The 16,473-nt window shown below is 64.9% G+C and carries 16 protein-coding genes; 9 read left to right on the forward strand and 7 right to left on the reverse strand.

Features of this window, described 5'->3' with window-relative positions:
• Positions 1 to 222: 222 nt before the first annotated feature.
• Positions 223 to 5,064 carry an NAD-glutamate dehydrogenase gene (locus tag BLS91_RS11175; RefSeq protein WP_092340813.1) on the forward strand — a complete coding sequence of 1,614 codons (4,842 nt, stop codon included), beginning with the start codon at positions 223 to 225 and terminating at the stop codon, positions 5,062 to 5,064.
• An 88-nt stretch (positions 5,065 to 5,152) separates the two neighbouring features.
• A complete protein-coding gene (locus BLS91_RS11180) occupies positions 5,153 to 6,172 on the forward strand; it encodes an LLM class flavin-dependent oxidoreductase (protein WP_092340814.1) in 1,020 nt (339 codons plus the stop codon).
• Positions 6,173 to 6,673: 501 nt separating this feature from the next.
• Here the strand turns inward: BLS91_RS11180 and BLS91_RS11190 are convergent.
• The 3 genes from BLS91_RS11190 to BLS91_RS11200 form a co-directional block, all read right to left on the reverse strand.
• The gene (locus BLS91_RS11190; protein WP_092340816.1) at positions 6,674 to 6,997 is read right to left on the reverse strand and encodes a hypothetical protein; all 324 of its coding nucleotides are present in this window, start codon (positions 6,995 to 6,997) and stop codon (positions 6,674 to 6,676) included.
• Positions 6,998 to 7,063: 66 nt separating this feature from the next.
• A complete protein-coding gene (locus BLS91_RS11195; protein WP_092340817.1) occupies positions 7,064 to 7,336 on the reverse strand; it encodes a glutaredoxin family protein in 273 nt (90 codons plus the stop codon).
• A gap of 49 nt (positions 7,337 to 7,385) precedes the next feature.
• On the reverse strand, positions 7,386 to 7,682 hold the full coding sequence (locus BLS91_RS11200) for a hypothetical protein (RefSeq protein ID WP_092340818.1): 297 nt from the start codon (positions 7,680 to 7,682) through the stop codon (positions 7,386 to 7,388).
• A 62-nt stretch (positions 7,683 to 7,744) separates the two neighbouring features.
• Between BLS91_RS11200 and BLS91_RS11205 the strand changes: the two genes are divergently transcribed.
• Positions 7,745 to 8,035: a hypothetical protein gene (locus BLS91_RS11205; RefSeq protein ID WP_134505286.1), complete on the forward strand. Its 291-nt coding sequence runs from the start codon at positions 7,745 to 7,747 to the stop codon at positions 8,033 to 8,035.
• A 46-nt stretch (positions 8,036 to 8,081) separates the two neighbouring features.
• On the opposite strand, the gene BLS91_RS11210 is transcribed toward BLS91_RS11205, so the two are convergent.
• The gene (locus BLS91_RS11210) at positions 8,082 to 8,858 is read right to left on the reverse strand and encodes an ice-binding family protein (protein WP_092340820.1); all 777 of its coding nucleotides are present in this window, start codon (positions 8,856 to 8,858) and stop codon (positions 8,082 to 8,084) included.
• 251 nt (positions 8,859 to 9,109) lie between these two features.
• Entirely contained in the window at positions 9,110 to 9,709 is a 600-nt protein-coding gene (locus BLS91_RS11215; protein WP_092340821.1) for a histidine phosphatase family protein, read from the reverse strand.
• Positions 9,710 to 9,918: 209 nt separating this feature from the next.
• Between BLS91_RS11215 and BLS91_RS11220 the strand changes: the two genes are divergently transcribed.
• Positions 9,919 to 11,238, forward strand: coding sequence for a short-chain fatty acid transporter (locus BLS91_RS11220; protein WP_092341086.1), 1,320 nt, complete (start codon positions 9,919 to 9,921; stop codon positions 11,236 to 11,238).
• Positions 11,239 to 11,366: 128 nt separating this feature from the next.
• Positions 11,367 to 12,128 carry an endonuclease/exonuclease/phosphatase family protein gene (locus BLS91_RS11225; RefSeq protein WP_134505287.1) on the forward strand — a complete coding sequence of 254 codons (762 nt, stop codon included), beginning with the start codon at positions 11,367 to 11,369 and terminating at the stop codon, positions 12,126 to 12,128.
• Positions 12,129 to 12,134: 6 nt separating this feature from the next.
• Here the strand turns inward: BLS91_RS11225 and BLS91_RS11230 are convergent, their stop codons facing one another.
• Positions 12,135 to 12,878, reverse strand: coding sequence for a sulfite exporter TauE/SafE family protein (locus BLS91_RS11230; protein WP_092340822.1), 744 nt, complete (start codon positions 12,876 to 12,878; stop codon positions 12,135 to 12,137).
• A gap of 130 nt (positions 12,879 to 13,008) precedes the next feature.
• Between BLS91_RS11230 and BLS91_RS11235 the strand changes: the two genes are divergently transcribed.
• Together BLS91_RS11235 and BLS91_RS11240 are read left to right on the forward strand one after the other, a co-directional pair.
• A complete protein-coding gene (locus BLS91_RS11235) occupies positions 13,009 to 13,683 on the forward strand; it encodes an HAD-IA family hydrolase (protein WP_092340823.1) in 675 nt (224 codons plus the stop codon).
• A 164-nt stretch (positions 13,684 to 13,847) separates the two neighbouring features.
• Complete coding sequence (locus tag BLS91_RS11240; protein WP_158252804.1) at positions 13,848 to 14,708, forward strand: DarT ssDNA thymidine ADP-ribosyltransferase family protein; 861 nt, start codon at positions 13,848 to 13,850, stop codon at positions 14,706 to 14,708.
• 118 nt (positions 14,709 to 14,826) lie between these two features.
• Here the strand turns inward: BLS91_RS11240 and BLS91_RS11245 are convergent, their stop codons facing one another.
• Complete coding sequence (locus BLS91_RS11245; RefSeq protein ID WP_092340825.1) at positions 14,827 to 15,384, reverse strand: MOSC domain-containing protein; 558 nt, start codon at positions 15,382 to 15,384, stop codon at positions 14,827 to 14,829.
• Positions 15,385 to 15,521: 137 nt separating this feature from the next.
• On the opposite strand from BLS91_RS11245, the gene BLS91_RS11250 reads away from it, so the two are divergent.
• Together BLS91_RS11250 and BLS91_RS11255 are read left to right on the forward strand one after the other, a co-directional pair.
• Complete coding sequence (locus BLS91_RS11250; RefSeq protein WP_092340826.1) at positions 15,522 to 15,845, forward strand: hypothetical protein; 324 nt, start codon at positions 15,522 to 15,524, stop codon at positions 15,843 to 15,845.
• A gap of 139 nt (positions 15,846 to 15,984) precedes the next feature.
• Positions 15,985 to 16,473 (forward strand): Dps family protein, encoded by a 489-nt coding sequence (locus BLS91_RS11255; RefSeq protein ID WP_092340827.1) that lies wholly within the window; start codon positions 15,985 to 15,987, stop codon positions 16,471 to 16,473.

The following is a 16,473-nucleotide window of genomic DNA, read 5'->3' on the forward strand; positions in this document are numbered from 1 at the left end:
CGAGCGAATCGACGACGCACGGGCCGTTTCGTCGCGGCTGGCCGCAGGTTCTGCGGCGACCAGCCCGGGTGCAGGGCCCGGCGGTACGATGGGCGAGCAAGGGATCTCCATGATTGAGTTCGACGAGGCACACCGACGTGCCCGGCGCAGGAGCCCTGCACACGTATTTCGTCGTGTCGATTCGTACCGCACGACGATGAATTTGATGGAGGCGTTTTTTCGATGTCGTCTGGTTTCACCCGAACGGGTCTGTCCCCGTCAGATCCCACGCTCGAAACGTTCATAGATGATTACTATGAGCATCTAACAGACGAAGATGCCGCGAACTATGCCCCGGAGCTTCTTGCATCCCGGGCCCGCGAGCACTGGCAGGTCGCCCAGCGCCGAGTACCCAAGACGGCAACGATCGAGATTCACAATGAATCCGGTCGCAGTGTCGTCTATATCGTCACCGACGACATGCCCTTTCTCGTGGACTCGGTCACGGCCGAGCTGGTGCGCCAGCACTCAGCCATCCATTTGGTCGTGCACCCCCTGCTGATCGTGGCCCGCAGCAAGGCGACGAACGATCTCGTCGACATCAACCGAATCCCGGCCAGCGCCGGTGTCTCCAGCGGCGATACCTCTGCCATGCCGAACATCGCGCACCTCATCGCGACCGGTGATGATGCCTCACACCTCGAGTCCTGGATCGCCATCGAGATCGACAGCGCGAGCGACGAGGAACAGGCCAGCCTCATCGCCGGGCTGGCCGCCGTTCTCGGCGACGTTCGTGCCGCCGTCGAAGACTGGCCGCTCATGCGCACCAAGGCCATGCAGATCGCCAACGCGCTCGACACCATCACCGGTGGCGACCAGATCAAAGACCTCCACCAGACCCAGCAGTTGCTGCACTGGCTCGACGAGGGCAACTTCACGTTTCTCGGCTACCGCGAGTACAACCTCGAGACCCTGGACGGCGAAGACGTGCTCACCCTCATCGAGGGCAGCGGCCTCGGTCTGCTGCGTTCCGCTGACGACCGCCACCAGATTCAGCACCTAACGGATGCCGGCCGACAGAAAGCGCGCGAGCGCACCGCCCTGGTGATCACGAAGGCCAACTCCCGCTCCACCGTGCACCGTCCCGCCTACTTCGACTACATCGGAATCAAGAGTTTCGATGCCGCCGGCCAGGTCAACGGTGAGCAGCGCTTCATCGGTCTGTTCGCCGCGAGCGCTTACACCAGCTCGGTCACGGCCGTTCCGGTGCTGCGCGAAAAGGTCAAAGCCGTCATGACCGAGGTCGGTTTTCCGCTCGAGTCACACAGCGGTAAAGACCTGCTCGGCATCATGGAAACCTATCCCCGTGACGAGCTGTTCCAGATCGAGGTGCCCGACCTGGTCACCGCGTCGCTCGCCATCCAGCGTCTGCAGGAACGTCGTCGTACCCGCCTGTTCCTGCGGCCGGACATCTACGGTCGGTTCATGTCGGCCCTGGTCTACCTGCCGCGTGACCGCTACAACACCGCCGTGCGGCTGCGCATCGAGAAAGAGCTCCAAGAGACCTTCAGCGCTGAGTCGCTGGACTTCGAAGCGCGCATGACCGAATCGGCGCTCGCGCGACTGTTCTATCGCATCCGCTTGCCCAAGGATGTCTCGGCGGATTCCGTCGATATCGCCGCCTTGGAACACCGCCTGGCCATGGCCGTCCGCTCGTGGCCAGAGGGTATCAGCGACGAACTTCGCGAAACACACTCGGTCGAAGAGGCCGAGCGGTTGGCCGATATCTGGGCCGAAGCTTTTCCCGACAACTACCGGGTCGACTACGAAATCGATGATGCCCTCGAAGACATCTCCCGGTTTGAGGCCTGCGCAGCGGAGGTCGGGGCATCCGCTGAGGGGCACATCCGCCCGGGGCTGCACGTGTACCTGCCCAAAACCGCCGGTGACCCCGGCGAAGATGCTCGCATCAAGCTCTACATGACCGAACCGAAAAGCCTCAGCCAGATTTTGCCGTTTCTGCAGAATCTCGGCATCGAGGTACTCGATGAGGTGCCGTTTGAAATTCAGACCACCGACGGGCGGCGCTTCTATCTCTACGACCTCGGCCTGCACTACCCGGCCGGCGTCGACCCGGTCGCGACCGGCACGTTACTCGCGGACTCGTTCGGCGCGGCCATCAGCGGAGCCATCGAATCCGACAGCCTCGATCGTCTCGTGCTGCAAGACGGCATGCCCTGGCACCGTGTGGTCATCCTGCGCAGCTACGCCAAGTACCTGCGCCAGATCGGCAACACCAACTCCTACGGCTTCGTCGCGAATGCCCTGCTCGCCAACCCCGACGTCACCCGAAGGCTGGTGGCGCTGTTTGAAGCGCGGTTCGACCCCGACCTGGCCGACGATGAGCGGATCCTGCGCCTCACCGACGTGCGCGAACAGCTGCGGCTCGCGATGGAGCAGGTCGCCACCCTCGACGCCGACCGCGTACTGCGTACCCTCATCACGCTGATCGAAGCGTCGCTGCGCACGAACTTCTTTCAGTACAAGCCCTACCTCAGCATCAAACTCGACCCCTCCCAGATCGAGCAGATGCCCTCGCCCAAGCCCATGTTCGAGATCTGGGTGTACTCGCCGCGCGTCGAGGGCGTGCACCTGCGCTTTGGCAAGGTGGCCCGCGGAGGGCTGCGCTGGTCGGACCGTCGTGAAGACTTCCGCACCGAGGTGCTCGGCCTGGTCAAGGCGCAAACCGTCAAGAACGCCGTCATCGTACCCACCGGTGCCAAGGGCGGGTTCTTCGCCAAGAAGCTCCCAGACCCAGCCCTCGACCGTGCCGCCTGGATGGCCGAGGGTATCGACAGCTACAAAACATTCATCCGCGGCCTGCTCGACTTGACCGACAACCTGGTCGCCGAGGCCGATGGTGAGCATGTTGTGGCGCCGCACCGCGTGGTGCGTCATGACGACGACGACAGCTATCTGGTCGTGGCCGCCGACAAAGGCACGGCATCCTTCTCCGACATCGCCAACGGCCTCGCGGCCGAATACGGTTTCTGGCTCGGCGACGCATTCGCCTCCGGTGGCTCGGTCGGCTACGACCACAAGGAGATGGGCATCACCGCCAAGGGCGCCTGGGAGTCGGTCAAACGCCACTTCAGCGAACTCAGCGTCGACACCCAGACCGAAGACTTCACCGTCGTCGGCGTTGGCGACATGTCGGGTGACGTGTTCGGCAACGGTATGTTGCTCTCGAAGCACACCAAACTCGTCGCGGCCTTCGACCACCGGCACATTTTTCTCGATCCCAACCCCGACCCGGCGCTCTCCTTCGACGAACGGGCCCGGTTGTTCGAACTACCGCGCTCGTCCTGGGCTGACTATTCCACCGACCTCATCAGCACCGGCGGCGGCGTCTTTCCACGTCAGGCCAAGGTCGTTCCGATCTCGGCCGAAGTGCAGGTCGTGCTCGGTCTGCCGGAAGGCACCACTCAGCTGAGCCCGCCCGAACTGTTGCGAGCCATTCTGCTTGCCCCTACCGACCTGCTCTACAACGGCGGCATCGGCACCTACGTCAAGGCCAGCGGTGAAACGGCCGCGCAGGTCGGCGACAAGGCCAACGACGGGATTCGGGTCGACGGCCGCGACCTGCGGGTCAAGGTCGTGGGGGAGGGCGGAAACCTCGGCTTCACCCAGCTCGGCCGCATCGAAGCCGCGCTCGCCGGCGTCATCCTCAACACCGACGCGATCGATAACTCGGCCGGGGTGGACTGCTCCGACCACGAGGTCAACATCAAGATCTTCGTGGACCGCATGGTCGCCGCCGGCAAGCTCGACCCGGCCGAACGCGCCGCGTTCTTGGCCGAGATGACCGACGAGGTGGGACGTCTGGTTCTGGTGGACAACGTCGACCAGAACATTTTGCTGCTCAACGACCGGGTGCTCGTGAACAACTGGAGCCCGAGCTACGAGCGCCTCATGAACTGGCTCGAAGAATCGGGCGACCTCCAGCGCGAGCTGGAAGCCCTGCCGACCACGGCCACACTGAGGGAACGCCTCGACCGCGGCCAGGGCCTGACCAGCCCCGAGCTGAGCGTGCTCGCCGCCTACGCCAAGATCGAACTGGCCACGGCGCTGCGCGACAGCGACCTGGCAGATGATCCCTGGTTCGGCAGCACCCTGCGCCGGTACTTCCCGACGCACCTGTCGGAGCGGTTCGATGCGGAACTGGACACGCATCCGCTTCGCCGGGAAATCATCGCTACGGTCGTCGCGAACGACATGATCAACCTCGGCGGCATCACCTTCGCCTTCCGCGCGATGGAAGAGACGTCGGCCAACCAGGCGACGATCGCGCGTGCCTTCGTGGCACTGCGCGAAATCTTCGATATTGACACGATGGTGGGCGAGCTCAATGCGCTGCCGTCGTCGTTCCCTACCGAGAAGTGGACGGCGATCCACCTGGATATTCGCCGGCTGCTCGACCGCGCGGTGCGCTGGCAGGTCAACCACGGCGGCAATATGCCTGTCGGCGCGGTGATCGCCAAGTACAAGCCGCAGATCGCGCTCATGCGGGAGCACCTCGGCGAATACCTGCAGGGCACCGACCGGGGTCGCCTCGAAACGCAGGAGGAAAAGGCCAGAGAATGGGGCCTGCCCGACGACCTCGGTCGTCGCTGGTCCGAACTGTTCGAGGCATACGCGCTGCTCGACGTGGCCAAGGTGGCTGCTCGGGCGAACGTGCAGGTCACCGAGGTCGCTGAGATCTACTACACGGTCTACAACCGTTTCGGTGTCGACAACCTGCTCGAGCGCATCACCAAGCTGCCACGCAAGGACCGCTGGCAGGCACTCGCCCGCGCCGCACTCCGCGACGACTTGTACTCAACTGTCGCCGACATGACCCGGTCAGTTCTCGACGAAACGGATGCCGGTGCTGCCGACGACCGCCTCTTGGCCTGGGAAGCGCTCAACGCCGAACAGCTCGGCCGCGCGCGCAGCGTCTTCGAAGAGGTCAACTCGCTCGCGCAGGACGACATGGCGTCGCTCTCAGTTGCTGTGCGCCTGCTGCGCTCCATCGTGCGCCGCTAGGTGTGAGAACCGGGGTGCCCCCACACGGGGGCGCCCCTGGTGCTGAACGCGAGGGAATAGCTCGGCGGGTGCAAACGCTGCACCGAATATGAAGCGCATCGGATTCCTCTCCTTCGGCCACTACCAACCGGTACCAGGATCGCAGGCGCGAACGGCGGGCGATGCCCTGTTGCAGACGGTTGACCTGGCCCAGGCTGCCGAGGAGCTCGGAATCGACGGTGCGTATGTGCGCGTGCACCACTTCGCCCCGCAGTTCGCATCGCCGTTTCCCCTGCTCGCCGCGATGGCGGCCCGCACCAGCCGGATCGAGCTCGGCACCGGCGTCATCGACATGCGCTACGAGAACCCGCTGTACATGGCCGAAGAAGCCGCGATCACCGACCTGATCAGCAACGGGCGTCTGCAACTCGGCATCAGCCGCGGTTCACCCGAGACCGCCTTGCGTGGCTACGAGGCGTTCGGGTATGTTCCGTCCGAGGGCAGCAGCGACGCCGATGACGCTCGTGCGCGCACGGCAATCTTTCGGGCCGCGATCAGCGGCGCCGGAATGGCGCCGGCCAACCCGCAGATGACCGGGCGCACCGGTCTGCTGGCTATTGCACCGCAGTCGCCCGGGCTCAGCGAGCGCATCTGGTGGGGCGCCGGAACCCGCAAGACGGCCAAGTGGGTGGGGGAGCAGGGCATGAACCTCATGAGTTCGACCCTGCTCACCGAAGACACCGGCGTGCCGTTCGGAGACCTGCAGGCCGAGCAGATCGCTATCTACCGGCAGGCCTGGGCCGACGCCGGGCACGAGGGAACGCCGCGCGTTTCGGTGAGCCGCAGCATCCTGCCGATCGTCAGCGATCTGGACCGGGCCTACTTCGGTCGCGAAGCGGAGGCGGGCAGCCACGACCAGGTCGGCCACCTCGACGGCGGCCTGGCCCGTTTCGGTAAGAGCTACGTCGGGGAGCCATCCGCGATCGTCGATCAGCTCCGAACGGATGCTGCGGTGCACGACGCCGACACCGTGCTCGTGACCATCCCGAACCAGCTCGGCGTGGACTACAACTCTCACCTGCTCGAGACCATCGTGCAGCAGATCGCACCCGATCTCGGCTGGCGCTGACGCAGCTGCGCGCACCGAGGCATCCTGACTGCGCTCAGGCGTCCCAGCCACGCGTCGGCAGCTGGTCGAGCCAATCTTCAAGTGTCGTCGTGCTAGCCGATCGTGTGGTCGCGTGCAGTGCCGAAACCTGAGGCGAGAACTGTTGATCGAGATCAATGGCCCCGGTGGCGATCACGGCGATCGGTGGCAGGGCTATCCCGACGGAGGGCGATGCCCCGCCGGAGAAGTCGCTTATTGGATGTAGAAACGTGTGAAACATCAGAACCCCTCGCTCGTCGCGGTCGAAACCGCTACCGGGTCCGGGGTAGTACCTCGACACTACGCCCGAAGCTGATGAAATATCAGCGTTCTGTGTGAACGGCAGAAGAATTCTTCGGCTATGAGAAGCCGATTGTGCTGGAGAGCAGACTGCTGCGGGGTTGTCACCGGCCGCAACTTTCCTGAACTGCTCCGGGTGGTCAAGGAGCTCACTGAAGCCGAGATCGATTCCAGCCTGAAGGTCTAGGGCAGGGAAGCGATGGCAATCGCGATGGCCATCCAGAGCGGCATCGCCGCGACCATGAGTGCGAGGCCGACCCACTGCAGGCGAGTGTAGGGCGGGTCGGCGTCGCCGCGCTTGCGGGTGCGCACGATGTCGACCACGGACACGACCATGCCTACGAACATCAGTGGAGACACGGTCAACAGGGCGAGAATGTTCAGCGCATCGGTGCGCACGGCCAGCGCTACGGCCACGCCGAGGGCGCTGTAGACCACGAAAAGTACCGCGCTGATCCACAGCGAAATGGGAACGCGCCGTGTCGTAGGTGTGAGCGTTGCGTGCATGGTGCGACCCCCGTTGGTATCTACGATTTCTGACAGTAGCACGGGGGTGGCGGCTACGGCGTCGGGTCAGCTCAGGCGGCCGAGCTGCGTGAGCTTGGTTCGCACCTCGGCGTCGCTCGGCTCGACCATGTGGGTGTCGTCGGGAAACACGATGACGGGAATGTTGGTGCGCCCGCTGATGGCGCGGGCGCGGTCGGCACCGTCTTCGACGAGCAGCAGGTCCACGTAGTCGTAGTCCACCTCGAGGCGGTCGAGCAGCGACTTGGAACGGCGGCAGTCGCCGCACCACTCCGCCCCGTACATCGTGATGCGCGGTGCAGGGGCAGTGGTTTCAGTCATACCAGAGAGCTTATGCGGCGCGCCTGTGTGCCGCGGGTGGGCATCCGCTTTAGTCGTGCAGGTGGTCGACCTGCCAGCCGGTGGACTGCTCCAGCAGATCCAGAATATTTTGAGCGGATGCCCGCGCCTCGGCCTGGCTGCGCGCGTCCACTACGTCGATGGTCAGCGGCAGGCTCTCGCCGAACTTGGGAATCTCCACGTCAATCCGGCCGCCGTCGGGTAGTGCGATGAAGGCGTTCGCTCCGGTCTCCTCCTCAACTTTGGTGCTGAGGGCGGTCGCGATGGCCCAGAGGGCATCGGGCTTGGTGCGCTGAACCTGGGCAACGATCGTGGCCGTGAAGGTCATGGGTCTCCGAACTTGAGGGGAAGAGGACTCGTACAGTAAAGCAGTACCCGTACCCTGAAACCATGCCTTCTTATCGCGTGACCATGAGTATCGAATCCCTGCACCCGGGAACCGCGCCCGCTTCGGTCGTGCCCCGAGCCGCGGCGGCGGCCGCGGAATTCACCACGGTGGAGGCTTCTGATCTCACTATCGTCGCGGGAGCCGCCCGGGTCATCGTGCGTTTCACAGCGGATGACGCGGCGTCGGCTCTCCAGATCGGCGCCCACGTGGTGGCCGACCTGCGCGTCGTGGCCGAGCTGCGAGCATCCCTGGTCACCGAACGGGTAAAGGGGACCTGGGTGCCGGTGCGTTAACGACCACAGCGCGGGTGACCAGAGTCACCCGCGCCTTTTTGCTGCGTTACTCGACGGGCGCGGTGACCGTGTTGCTCTGCAGGGTGACGGCCGTCTGGGCCAGGAGACGGCCGTTGATGGTCGCTCCGGTCTTCATGGCGATCATCGTGTGGCTGAGAATGGTGCCTTCGAAGTGCGCGGTCGTGCCGATCGCGACGGAACCGGCAACCTGCCAGAACACGTTCTTCGCCTGAACATCGCCGGCCAGAATCACGCTCTGGGCGGAGGCCTGTTCCAGGTCCTTGGAGATCTGAAAGATGAAGACGTCATCGGAAGTACCGGTGAGGGTGACGTCGGTGGAGATGTTCACGTCGGTGCCCCACTTGTAGAGGCCCTGGGTGAGGGTGAGGCCGCCGATTTCGCCGGCGCCCAGGTTGATGTAGTCGGGAGTGGTGCGCCCGGCAGCATCGGTGTACGCGATCTCGAGGTCGCTGACGGCAGCGGTGAGATAGGTGTCGTCGGTCACCTTGCAGGAGGGGCCCTCGGCGTCGACGCTGTAGATGGTTCCGTTGGTCACCTCGGGGCAGGTGAGGTGAATTGCCGCGCCGGTGATGGGGCTCGCGCCCACATTGCCGCTGACTGACGAGGCGTAGACATCCGTGATGCCCGCCTTCGACAGCACGGCGAACGTGCCGGCCTCGCCGAGGTCGACCGCTGCGCGCGGGGTGGTCTCGGCGGCGACGGCTCCGCCGACTCCGATGCTGCCGGCTCCAAGGATGCCGACGACCACAAGGGCGCCGAGAAGTCGCTTGCGCGACGGTGAAAGCTGTGTGAACGTACTCATGGTGTTTTCCCTCTCCAAAGACCCGCACGATGCGGGTCGGGGCAGGGCCACGCGCGGGCGTGGTCGCCGATGCTGCACATCGGGTTCTCCCGTTGACCGGGCTCGCGAGCAGGTAGCGCCCCCAAGCCTCACCAGTCGTGCCCTCCGGGCGCAATCCGCACGTTTGTTCGTGCGCCCCCACGACAATGGTTCCAACGAATAGAATCTGTCTAGCCCCAGACTAGGGGCATTTGCGGCAATTCGGGGGCCAGTTAGACGACGGGGTCCATCGAACTCAGGTGGCAGGCGTCGTTCCACATCTGCAGTACTCGGTTCTCGCGCTCCCAGCCGAGGGTGGACACAGTTGCGGTGCCGAGGCTCAGGCTCTTGCCGGCGGCCGCTGGCAGGCCCATCCAGCGTGCGGTCATGATGCGCAAAAAATGTCCGTGGGCGAAGACGGCCACCCGGCCCTCGGCGGCGAGGCACAATTTGATGGCGAGATCGGCGCGAGCGCCCACCTCGTCAACGGATTCGCCCCCCGCAATTGGGTTGCCCCACACGGTCCAGCCGGGAATCTCCGAGCGGATGTCCGCGGTGCGGCGACCCTCATAGACCCCGTAATCCCACTCCAGCACGTCGTCGCTTGCCACTCCCTGCCCGCCGTAGCCGGCCCGTTCCATGGTCTCCCAGGCGCGCACCAGCGGGCTCGAGTAGACCCGATCGAAGTGTTCCCCGTCGAGCATCTCGCCGAGGGCATCCGCTTGTTGGCGGCCAAAGTCGGTCAGCGGAACGTCGGTGCGCCCGGTGTGCTGACCCGAGATGCTCCACTCGGTCTGTCCGTGGCGGATGAGAACGATGTCGTTCTGGGTCATGCGGCTCCCTCACTGTGCCACCGGAACGCGGCGGCCCGACAAGTCTACGTTTCGTGCGTCGGGGTAGCCCCGACCGGGGAGTAGACGACCGGACTGCTACGTTTATATGGTCAGTGCAGACGCCCTGAGCCACAATGCTGTAACAACTCAGGGGGACCTTCGTGTCAACTGCCACTGAAAAACGCGCCACCGGCCCGGCCGCCGCGTTCATGCGCCCGATCAACTCGCTCGTCGAACGGTTCATTCCGAGCGCCCTCGTGTTCGTGATCGCGCTGACCGTGATCGTGGCCGTTCTCGCCCTGCTCCTCACCGATTCCGGCCCGATCGACGTCGTGCGCAGCTGGGGTGACGGCCTGGCCGGGCTGCTCGCCTTCATGACACAGATGGCGCTCGTGCTGCTGCTCGGGCACATTCTGGCCAACACGACTCCGGTGCACCGGTTGCTGGTGCGGCTCGGTGGTGTGCCGCGAACGGCTCTGCAGGCCTACATCTTCGTGTTCACCGTCGCCGCGGTGGCCTGCCTTATCACCTGGGGCCTCGGCCTCGTGGTCGGCGGGTTGCTGGCCAAGGAGGTGGCCTTTCAATTGCGGGCCAAGGGTGTACCGGTGCACTTTCCCCTGCTGGTCGCCGCGGGATACTCGGGCTTTGTCGTCTGGCATATGGGCTATTCCGGTTCGGGCCCGCTCACCGCGGCCACCGAGGGCTCCTTTCTGGCCGAGCAGCTCGGCCGCACGATCTCGCTGGCCGACACCACATTCTCCGCGTGGAATATCACGGCGGCTATCGCGACGATCGTGGTTGTGGGCCTCGCCCTGGCGCTGGTCGCCCCGCGCCGGGGTGTCCCGGTCTTCGTGCTCGAGGTTGATGCACGAGAGAAGCAGGTCGCGCAGGAAAGTGTCGTGACGCCCGCTGACCGACTGGATGCCAGTCGCATCCTGACCCTGATCGTGGGTCTCGCTCTGGTGGCGTACCTCGTCATCCACTTCGTCGAAGGGGGAACACTCACCCTCGACATCGTGAACTGGTCGTTCCTCGCGCTCATCTTTCTGCTCGTGCGCAACCCGTTCGAACTCATCCGGCTCACCAAGGACGCCGCGTCGAACGTCGGCGACATTCTGCTGCAGTTTCCGCTTTACGCGGGCATCCTCGGCATGATGGTCGGCTCGGGACTGATCGGCGTCTTCTCCGACTTCTTCGTGAACGTGTCGACCCCGGCAACCTTCGGCGTCATGGCGCTGCTCGCGGCCGGGCTGGTCAACTTCTTCGTACCCTCCGGCGGCGGCCAGTTCGCGGTGCAGGGCCCGATCATGCTTGACGCGGCCGAGCGCCTCGGCGTCGACCCGTCGGTGGCTATCATGGCCGTCTCCTACGGTGACCAGTGGACCAACATGATCCAGCCGTTCTGGGCGCTGCCGTTGCTGGCGATTGCCGGGCTGAAGATGCGCGACATTCTCGGCTACACGACGATCACCTTTCTGGCGGCAGGTCTGGTCTTCATCGCGACCATGTTCATCGTCGGCGCCGGCTAGCCCCTGACGGGGGTCGACCGCAGGCTGGATGCCACCTGCGCATGTGCCAACAGACCCCGGATGTTCAATTTCGACCGCGGCGAGAGTCGTAGGCTTGAGGCATAGCCATCAAGTCTGAGACGGGTGCCATGAGGGTCATTAGTTACAACCTCCGCAAGAATCGTGCCAGCGGCGAACTCGTCGCCCTGGCCGAGCGTTACAGTCCCAACATCCTCTGCCTGCAGGAATGCAACACCATCGATCTGCCGGCCGAGGTCGGGCATCTGCACCTGGCGGATTCGACCCACCGCAACCGGCTCGGCCTGGCCATCTACTACAACCGGGACCGCTTCACGGCGATCAAGACGCAGACCTTTGCGCTCAAGAAGTCGCTGCACGACCGCGTCGCCGCGCCCGCGCACGAGCGCCTGATCGCCACCCGCCTCATCGACAATGTGGCGCAGCGTGAACTCGTCGTCGCCTCCTTTCACGCGGCTCCTCTCACCGCGCTCAACTCCCTGCGCCGCAACCAGATCCGCACCGCGCACGAAGAACTGAGCATCCTCGGCCCCGGCCTGCCGACCCTCATGGTCGGCGACTACAACTACCCGATCTTCCAGGGCAAACTCGGCAACAAGGTGAACCAATCCGGCTACGACCTCACGCTCAGCGACACGCGCACCTACACCCGCTACAAGTTCTTTCGCGGGCATTTCGATCTGGCCACGTCGATGGGGCTGACCATCGCCAACGTCGAGACCCTCCCGCAGGGTACCTCGGACCACATGCCCATTCTGGTGACGGCCACCTATCCCGACGAGCAAATGATGCAAACGGATGCCGCGCATCACCTCGCGTATCCGGCCGCCTCCGAATCGGTGTCGGTCGAGGGCGTCGACTTCACGATCTAGGTCGGGTCAGGCGAGCAGCTCGAGCACTCCGCGCACGATGGTCGCGCACGACCCGAGATAGGCCACGATGACGAGCAGGCGTCGGGCCACGTGCGGCTCGATCACCGTGGTCAGCCGGTCGCCGACGATAAGCCCGACAATGCAGGCGCACGCGATCAGCACCCAGACCAGCACGGGCAGGTGCGGCAGATCGGCCGATCCCAGGGCGAACTTTGACGCCAGGGACACCAGCCCGATCGTGAGAAAATACGGCTGCATGGTCGCGGCGAATGACCGTTGCGGCCACCCCGTGGCGATGGCATAAATGCTCACCGCCGGGCCGCCGACCCCGGCAGTGGTGTTCATAAACCCGCTGGCCATCCCGGCTATCACGCGAAAACCGGTTCGGTCGGGCAGAACGACGCGGCCCAGATTGACCGAGATGGTCAGGCCGGCGATCACGAGTACGCCGATCGAAATTTCGAGCCAGGCCGCCGGCACGAACTGCAGCACGTAGGAGCCCGGCACGATGCCGATGACAGCGCAGATCGCCAGAATGCCGTAGCGCCGCCAGACCACCTGCCGAAACACGCGCAGCAAAATGATGCTCGCGGTGAGCGCTCCGCACACGTTGACTACGATGACGCCATCGACCGGCCCAAGCAGCAGCACCAGAAACGGGGCTGCGACGAGGGCGAACCCCATGCCGGTGATGCGCTGCATGCTCGAGCCGACCAGAACGGCCGCAATCACCAGAACGGTCGTCCCCACGGTACGGTCTCCCAGCTTGATTATTTGCTATCCACGATACCCGCCCGTATCCCCGCCGAATGGCGTGGCCATTGATGCGTGGCCTACCGTTGAGGAACGGCACTCAGCCGCCACGACGAAAGGACAGCGGATGCCCGACCCCGGTACCGAGAACGTTTTGCAGGGGCGCACCTTCGATGCCGTGCTCTTCGACATGGACGGCACCCTCATCGATTCCACACCCGCGGTCAACCGCTCGTGGGCACTGTGGGCCGAAGAATGGGGAGTGGCCAAGGACGAGACGTCCCACGGACGCCCGGCCCGCGACATCATCGAGGAACTCGTGCCGGCTGAACGTGTCGACGAAGCGATCGCGCGTATTCTCGAGCTCGAAACCGCCGACACCAACGACATCACCGTGCTGCCCGGCGCCGCCGCGCTCATGAACAGCCTGCCGGAGAGTCGACGGGCCATTGTCACGTCCTGCGCGCGGCCACTGGCGGTCGCGCGGCTGGGGGCATCCGCTTTGGTGGCACCGAAGGTGATCGTGACCATCGATGACACCCCCCGTGGCAAACCCTTTCCGGAGCCGTTTCTCGAGGGAGCCGCGCGGCTCGGAGTCGACCCGCGACGCTGCCTGGTGATCGAGGATGCGCCCGCCGGATTGCAGGCCGGCCGAGCCGCCGGCTGCACCACGATCGGCGTCGCCGGAACCTATGCTGCCGCCGAGCTTGACGCCGATCTCATTGTTCCCGGGCTCGACCACCTGCACATCGAGGTCGCGGCTGGCGGACTGATTCTTCGTCTCGTGTCGCCGAATAGCTAAGAACGGTCACCGTCGCCACCCAAATGAACGTAACGTTGATAGGCGGTATGCGCGTTCGGCTTTTCCGAGTGGCGCGAGTACGCGAAACGAAAGGTTCTTCCCTCTTGGACGACGAATGCATCCACGGACTCGAGGGCCAATTGTGCGCCCTGTGCTATCCCAAAGTGGTCACTGAACCCCTCACCCCGGTGAAGAAGACCCGCGCGCCGAAGCTGTCCTCGCTGCGCGACCCGCTGCCGACCGCGTCCATGCCCGCCGCCCGCGCGGCTCGCCCGGTTCGCGTCGCCGGAGCCCCGCGACCGGTGCGGGCCGAGAAAGTGTCGACCGACAACGTCGACGAGCAGCGTGTGTATCACCTCACCCACATCAGCAACCTCGCCGCGATCCTGAAGGACGGTCGCCTGCTGGCCAACGCCGCCCTGACGACACGTCCGGTTGTGGACATCTCCGCCCCGGCCACGCGCGAGCTGCGCCGGGCGGCACTGGTCGCCGGCGATGGTCGCAGCGTTGCCGAGTACGTGCCGTTCTTCCTGTCGCCGAACGCGACCGTGTGGGAGAGCGTGCGCGCCGAGACCGCTGACCCGCTGCTGGCGCTCGACGCCCACGGTTCCGAGGCTTTCGACTTCGTCATGCTCGTCAGTACGGTCAAGAAGATCAACGACGGTCTCGCTGCGTTTACCGGCACGGCCACGGATGCTGACGCCACCGACGAGCGGGCCCCCCTCGTTCCCAGCGTGGTCGCCGTCACGAACGGTGACGCCGCCGGAGCGCTCACCCGGTTCGGCGCCACGCCGGCCACCGCCGAGCGCATGCTGCAGACCCTGCGTGCCGAGGCCGACGGCGCGATGATCCTCGAAGCCGAGCTGCTCGTACCCGACGCCGTGCCGATGGAACTGATCACGCTCATCGGCGTCTGCAACGACAACGTGCGCGAGACCGTGCGCGGCATCCTGAAGGCCAGCGCGTTCAAGCCCAAGGTAGCGGTCTACCCGCCGTGGTTTCACACCTCCGCTGACGCCCAATAGCAAGATAGGGCCACTTTTTCTGGACGGGGCCCGGGCCCCGTCCACGGGCCCAGTTTATAAACTGGGCCCACGGACGTAAGGTGGGCCCGGTGGCGGGCCGGCGCGCAAACGTTCGAGGCTAGACCACGCCGAGGGGCAGGTGCTCGCCGGCGGGCAGCTCCACCCGGATGCCGTCGCCCGGGTGCACGACTCCGCCGGTGACCACGACGCCCATGATGCCGCCGCGCCGCTCAACGGTACCGGCGGCATCCGTTCTGATCAGCTGCTTCATCAGGCCTTTTAGGTACCCGTTGATCTGCGAACACGGACTGCGCATGCCGGTGATCGACACCGAAGCCTCGGCGCCGAGGTGCAGCAGGGTTCCGAGCGGTAGCTGCATCAGGTCGAGTCCGGTGGTCGTCACGTTCTCGCCGAGTTCGCCCGGAGCCACGGCGTAGCCGGTAGGCGTGAGAGCGCCGAAGAGTTCGGCCGCAATGAAGTGCACCTGGCAGAGGTTCGGAGCCGAGGGGTTGCGCTTCTTCAGATAAAGGTGTTGCGCCGTGGCGCCAGCGTGCGAGTCGCCCTCGACGCCGAATCCGGCCAGCAAACGGATGCTGCTCACCACCGGCTTGCTGAAGCGGTGCTCGTCATCACGGCTGACGGAAACAACCGTGCCAGCGGGTCCGTCACTTGTCATGCCACCGATTCTGCCATAGCGCACGCACGTTCGAAGAGATGTGTACAACGCCGAGAGCGCAGGCGTCAAAATGTTTGTGTCAAGCGGTTGACGCGGCAACTTGCCGGGCCTACATTGCATCAGTGGAAAGGTTGCCGATGACCAGTGTTGCCCCGGGCCAGCCCGACGAGTCCCGCACCGTGACAGCACCTGCGCCGCCGGTTGGAACCAATCCAACGGTCGAACGCGCAGACGAACCGGCACCGTATATAGCGCGCCCCTACCGGGCGCTCGAGCGAGAACTGGAACGCGCGGTGCGCGACCGGGCCGAGGTCAACCTGCGAGTTACAGCGGCGGTGACCGCCATGCACGACGGCGGCGGCACCTGGGCCGCTATCGCGCGCATCCTCGGTACCGCCCCGCAGACCGCGCACAAGAAGTACAGCAAACCGCGGCCGGCGCGCACGACCACCGCCGACTGAGCCTGGCGCGAGCATCCATCTGGCCAGTGCCGGGGCCGCACGTCGGGTCTGCGGTCCTCGGTCGGGTTGTGGCATTGTGGCCCAGATTCCGCGGCAGTGATATGGTCTGGAGGCAAATCACCCCGATTGAAAGGACACCATGCACGCCTCCGAATCTCTCAGCAACAACCTGCAGTCCGTCTTGGTCGATATGATCGAGCTGCACGTTCAGGGCAAGCAGGCGCACTGGAGCGTCGTCGGCAAGAACTTTCGCGACCTGCACCTGCAGCTTGATGAAATCATCGTTGACGCTCGCGAATTCTCCGACGAAGTCGCCGAGCGGATGCGCGCCCTCGACGCCATGCCCGATGGCCGCAGCGAGACGGTCACCAAAACCACCCACCTGCCCAAGTTTCCCGACGGTGAAGTCGACACCGCCGAGACGGTGACGCTCATCACCGAACGCCTCGATGCCGTCGTTGACAATATGCGCAAGGTGCACGATGAGGTCGACGAGGAAGACCCCACCAGCGCCGACATCCTGCACGCATTTATCGAGAAGCTCGAGCAGTACTCCTGGATGGTCAGCGCTGAGAACCGCAAACCGCGCAAGCGGTCTGCGGTGAAGTCCGCCCACCGCTCCTCCTAA

This window comes from Cryobacterium flavum, from assembly GCF_900103805.1.
Classification (GTDB): domain Bacteria; phylum Actinomycetota; class Actinomycetes; order Actinomycetales; family Microbacteriaceae; genus Cryobacterium; species Cryobacterium flavum.

What these genes read in the sequence shown, in the direction of transcription:
- BLS91_RS11175 (WP_092340813.1), top strand. Translation starts at nt 223, where the DNA reads ATGTCGTCTGGTTTCACCCGAACGGGTCTGTCCCCGTCAGATCCCACG.
- BLS91_RS11180 (WP_092340814.1), top strand. Translation starts at nt 5,153, where the DNA reads ATGAAGCGCATCGGATTCCTCTCCTTCGGCCACTACCAACCGGTACCA.
- BLS91_RS11190 (WP_092340816.1), bottom strand. Translation starts at nt 6,997, where the DNA reads ATGCACGCAACGCTCACACCTACGACACGGCGCGTTCCCATTTCGCTG.
- BLS91_RS11195 (WP_092340817.1), bottom strand. Translation starts at nt 7,336, where the DNA reads ATGACTGAAACCACTGCCCCTGCACCGCGCATCACGATGTACGGGGCG.
- BLS91_RS11200 (WP_092340818.1), bottom strand. Translation starts at nt 7,682, where the DNA reads ATGACCTTCACGGCCACGATCGTTGCCCAGGTTCAGCGCACCAAGCCC.
- BLS91_RS11205 (WP_134505286.1), top strand. Translation starts at nt 7,745, where the DNA reads ATGCCTTCTTATCGCGTGACCATGAGTATCGAATCCCTGCACCCGGGA.
- BLS91_RS11210 (WP_092340820.1), bottom strand. Translation starts at nt 8,858, where the DNA reads ATGAGTACGTTCACACAGCTTTCACCGTCGCGCAAGCGACTTCTCGGC.
- BLS91_RS11215 (WP_092340821.1), bottom strand. Translation starts at nt 9,709, where the DNA reads ATGACCCAGAACGACATCGTTCTCATCCGCCACGGACAGACCGAGTGG.
- BLS91_RS11220 (WP_092341086.1), top strand. Translation starts at nt 9,919, where the DNA reads ATGCGCCCGATCAACTCGCTCGTCGAACGGTTCATTCCGAGCGCCCTC.
- BLS91_RS11225 (WP_134505287.1), top strand. Translation starts at nt 11,367, where the DNA reads ATGAGGGTCATTAGTTACAACCTCCGCAAGAATCGTGCCAGCGGCGAA.
- BLS91_RS11235 (WP_092340823.1), top strand. Translation starts at nt 13,009, where the DNA reads ATGCCCGACCCCGGTACCGAGAACGTTTTGCAGGGGCGCACCTTCGAT.
- BLS91_RS11245 (WP_092340825.1), bottom strand. Translation starts at nt 15,384, where the DNA reads ATGACAAGTGACGGACCCGCTGGCACGGTTGTTTCCGTCAGCCGTGAT.
- BLS91_RS11250 (WP_092340826.1), top strand. Translation starts at nt 15,522, where the DNA reads ATGACCAGTGTTGCCCCGGGCCAGCCCGACGAGTCCCGCACCGTGACA.
- BLS91_RS11255 (WP_092340827.1), top strand. Translation starts at nt 15,985, where the DNA reads ATGCACGCCTCCGAATCTCTCAGCAACAACCTGCAGTCCGTCTTGGTC.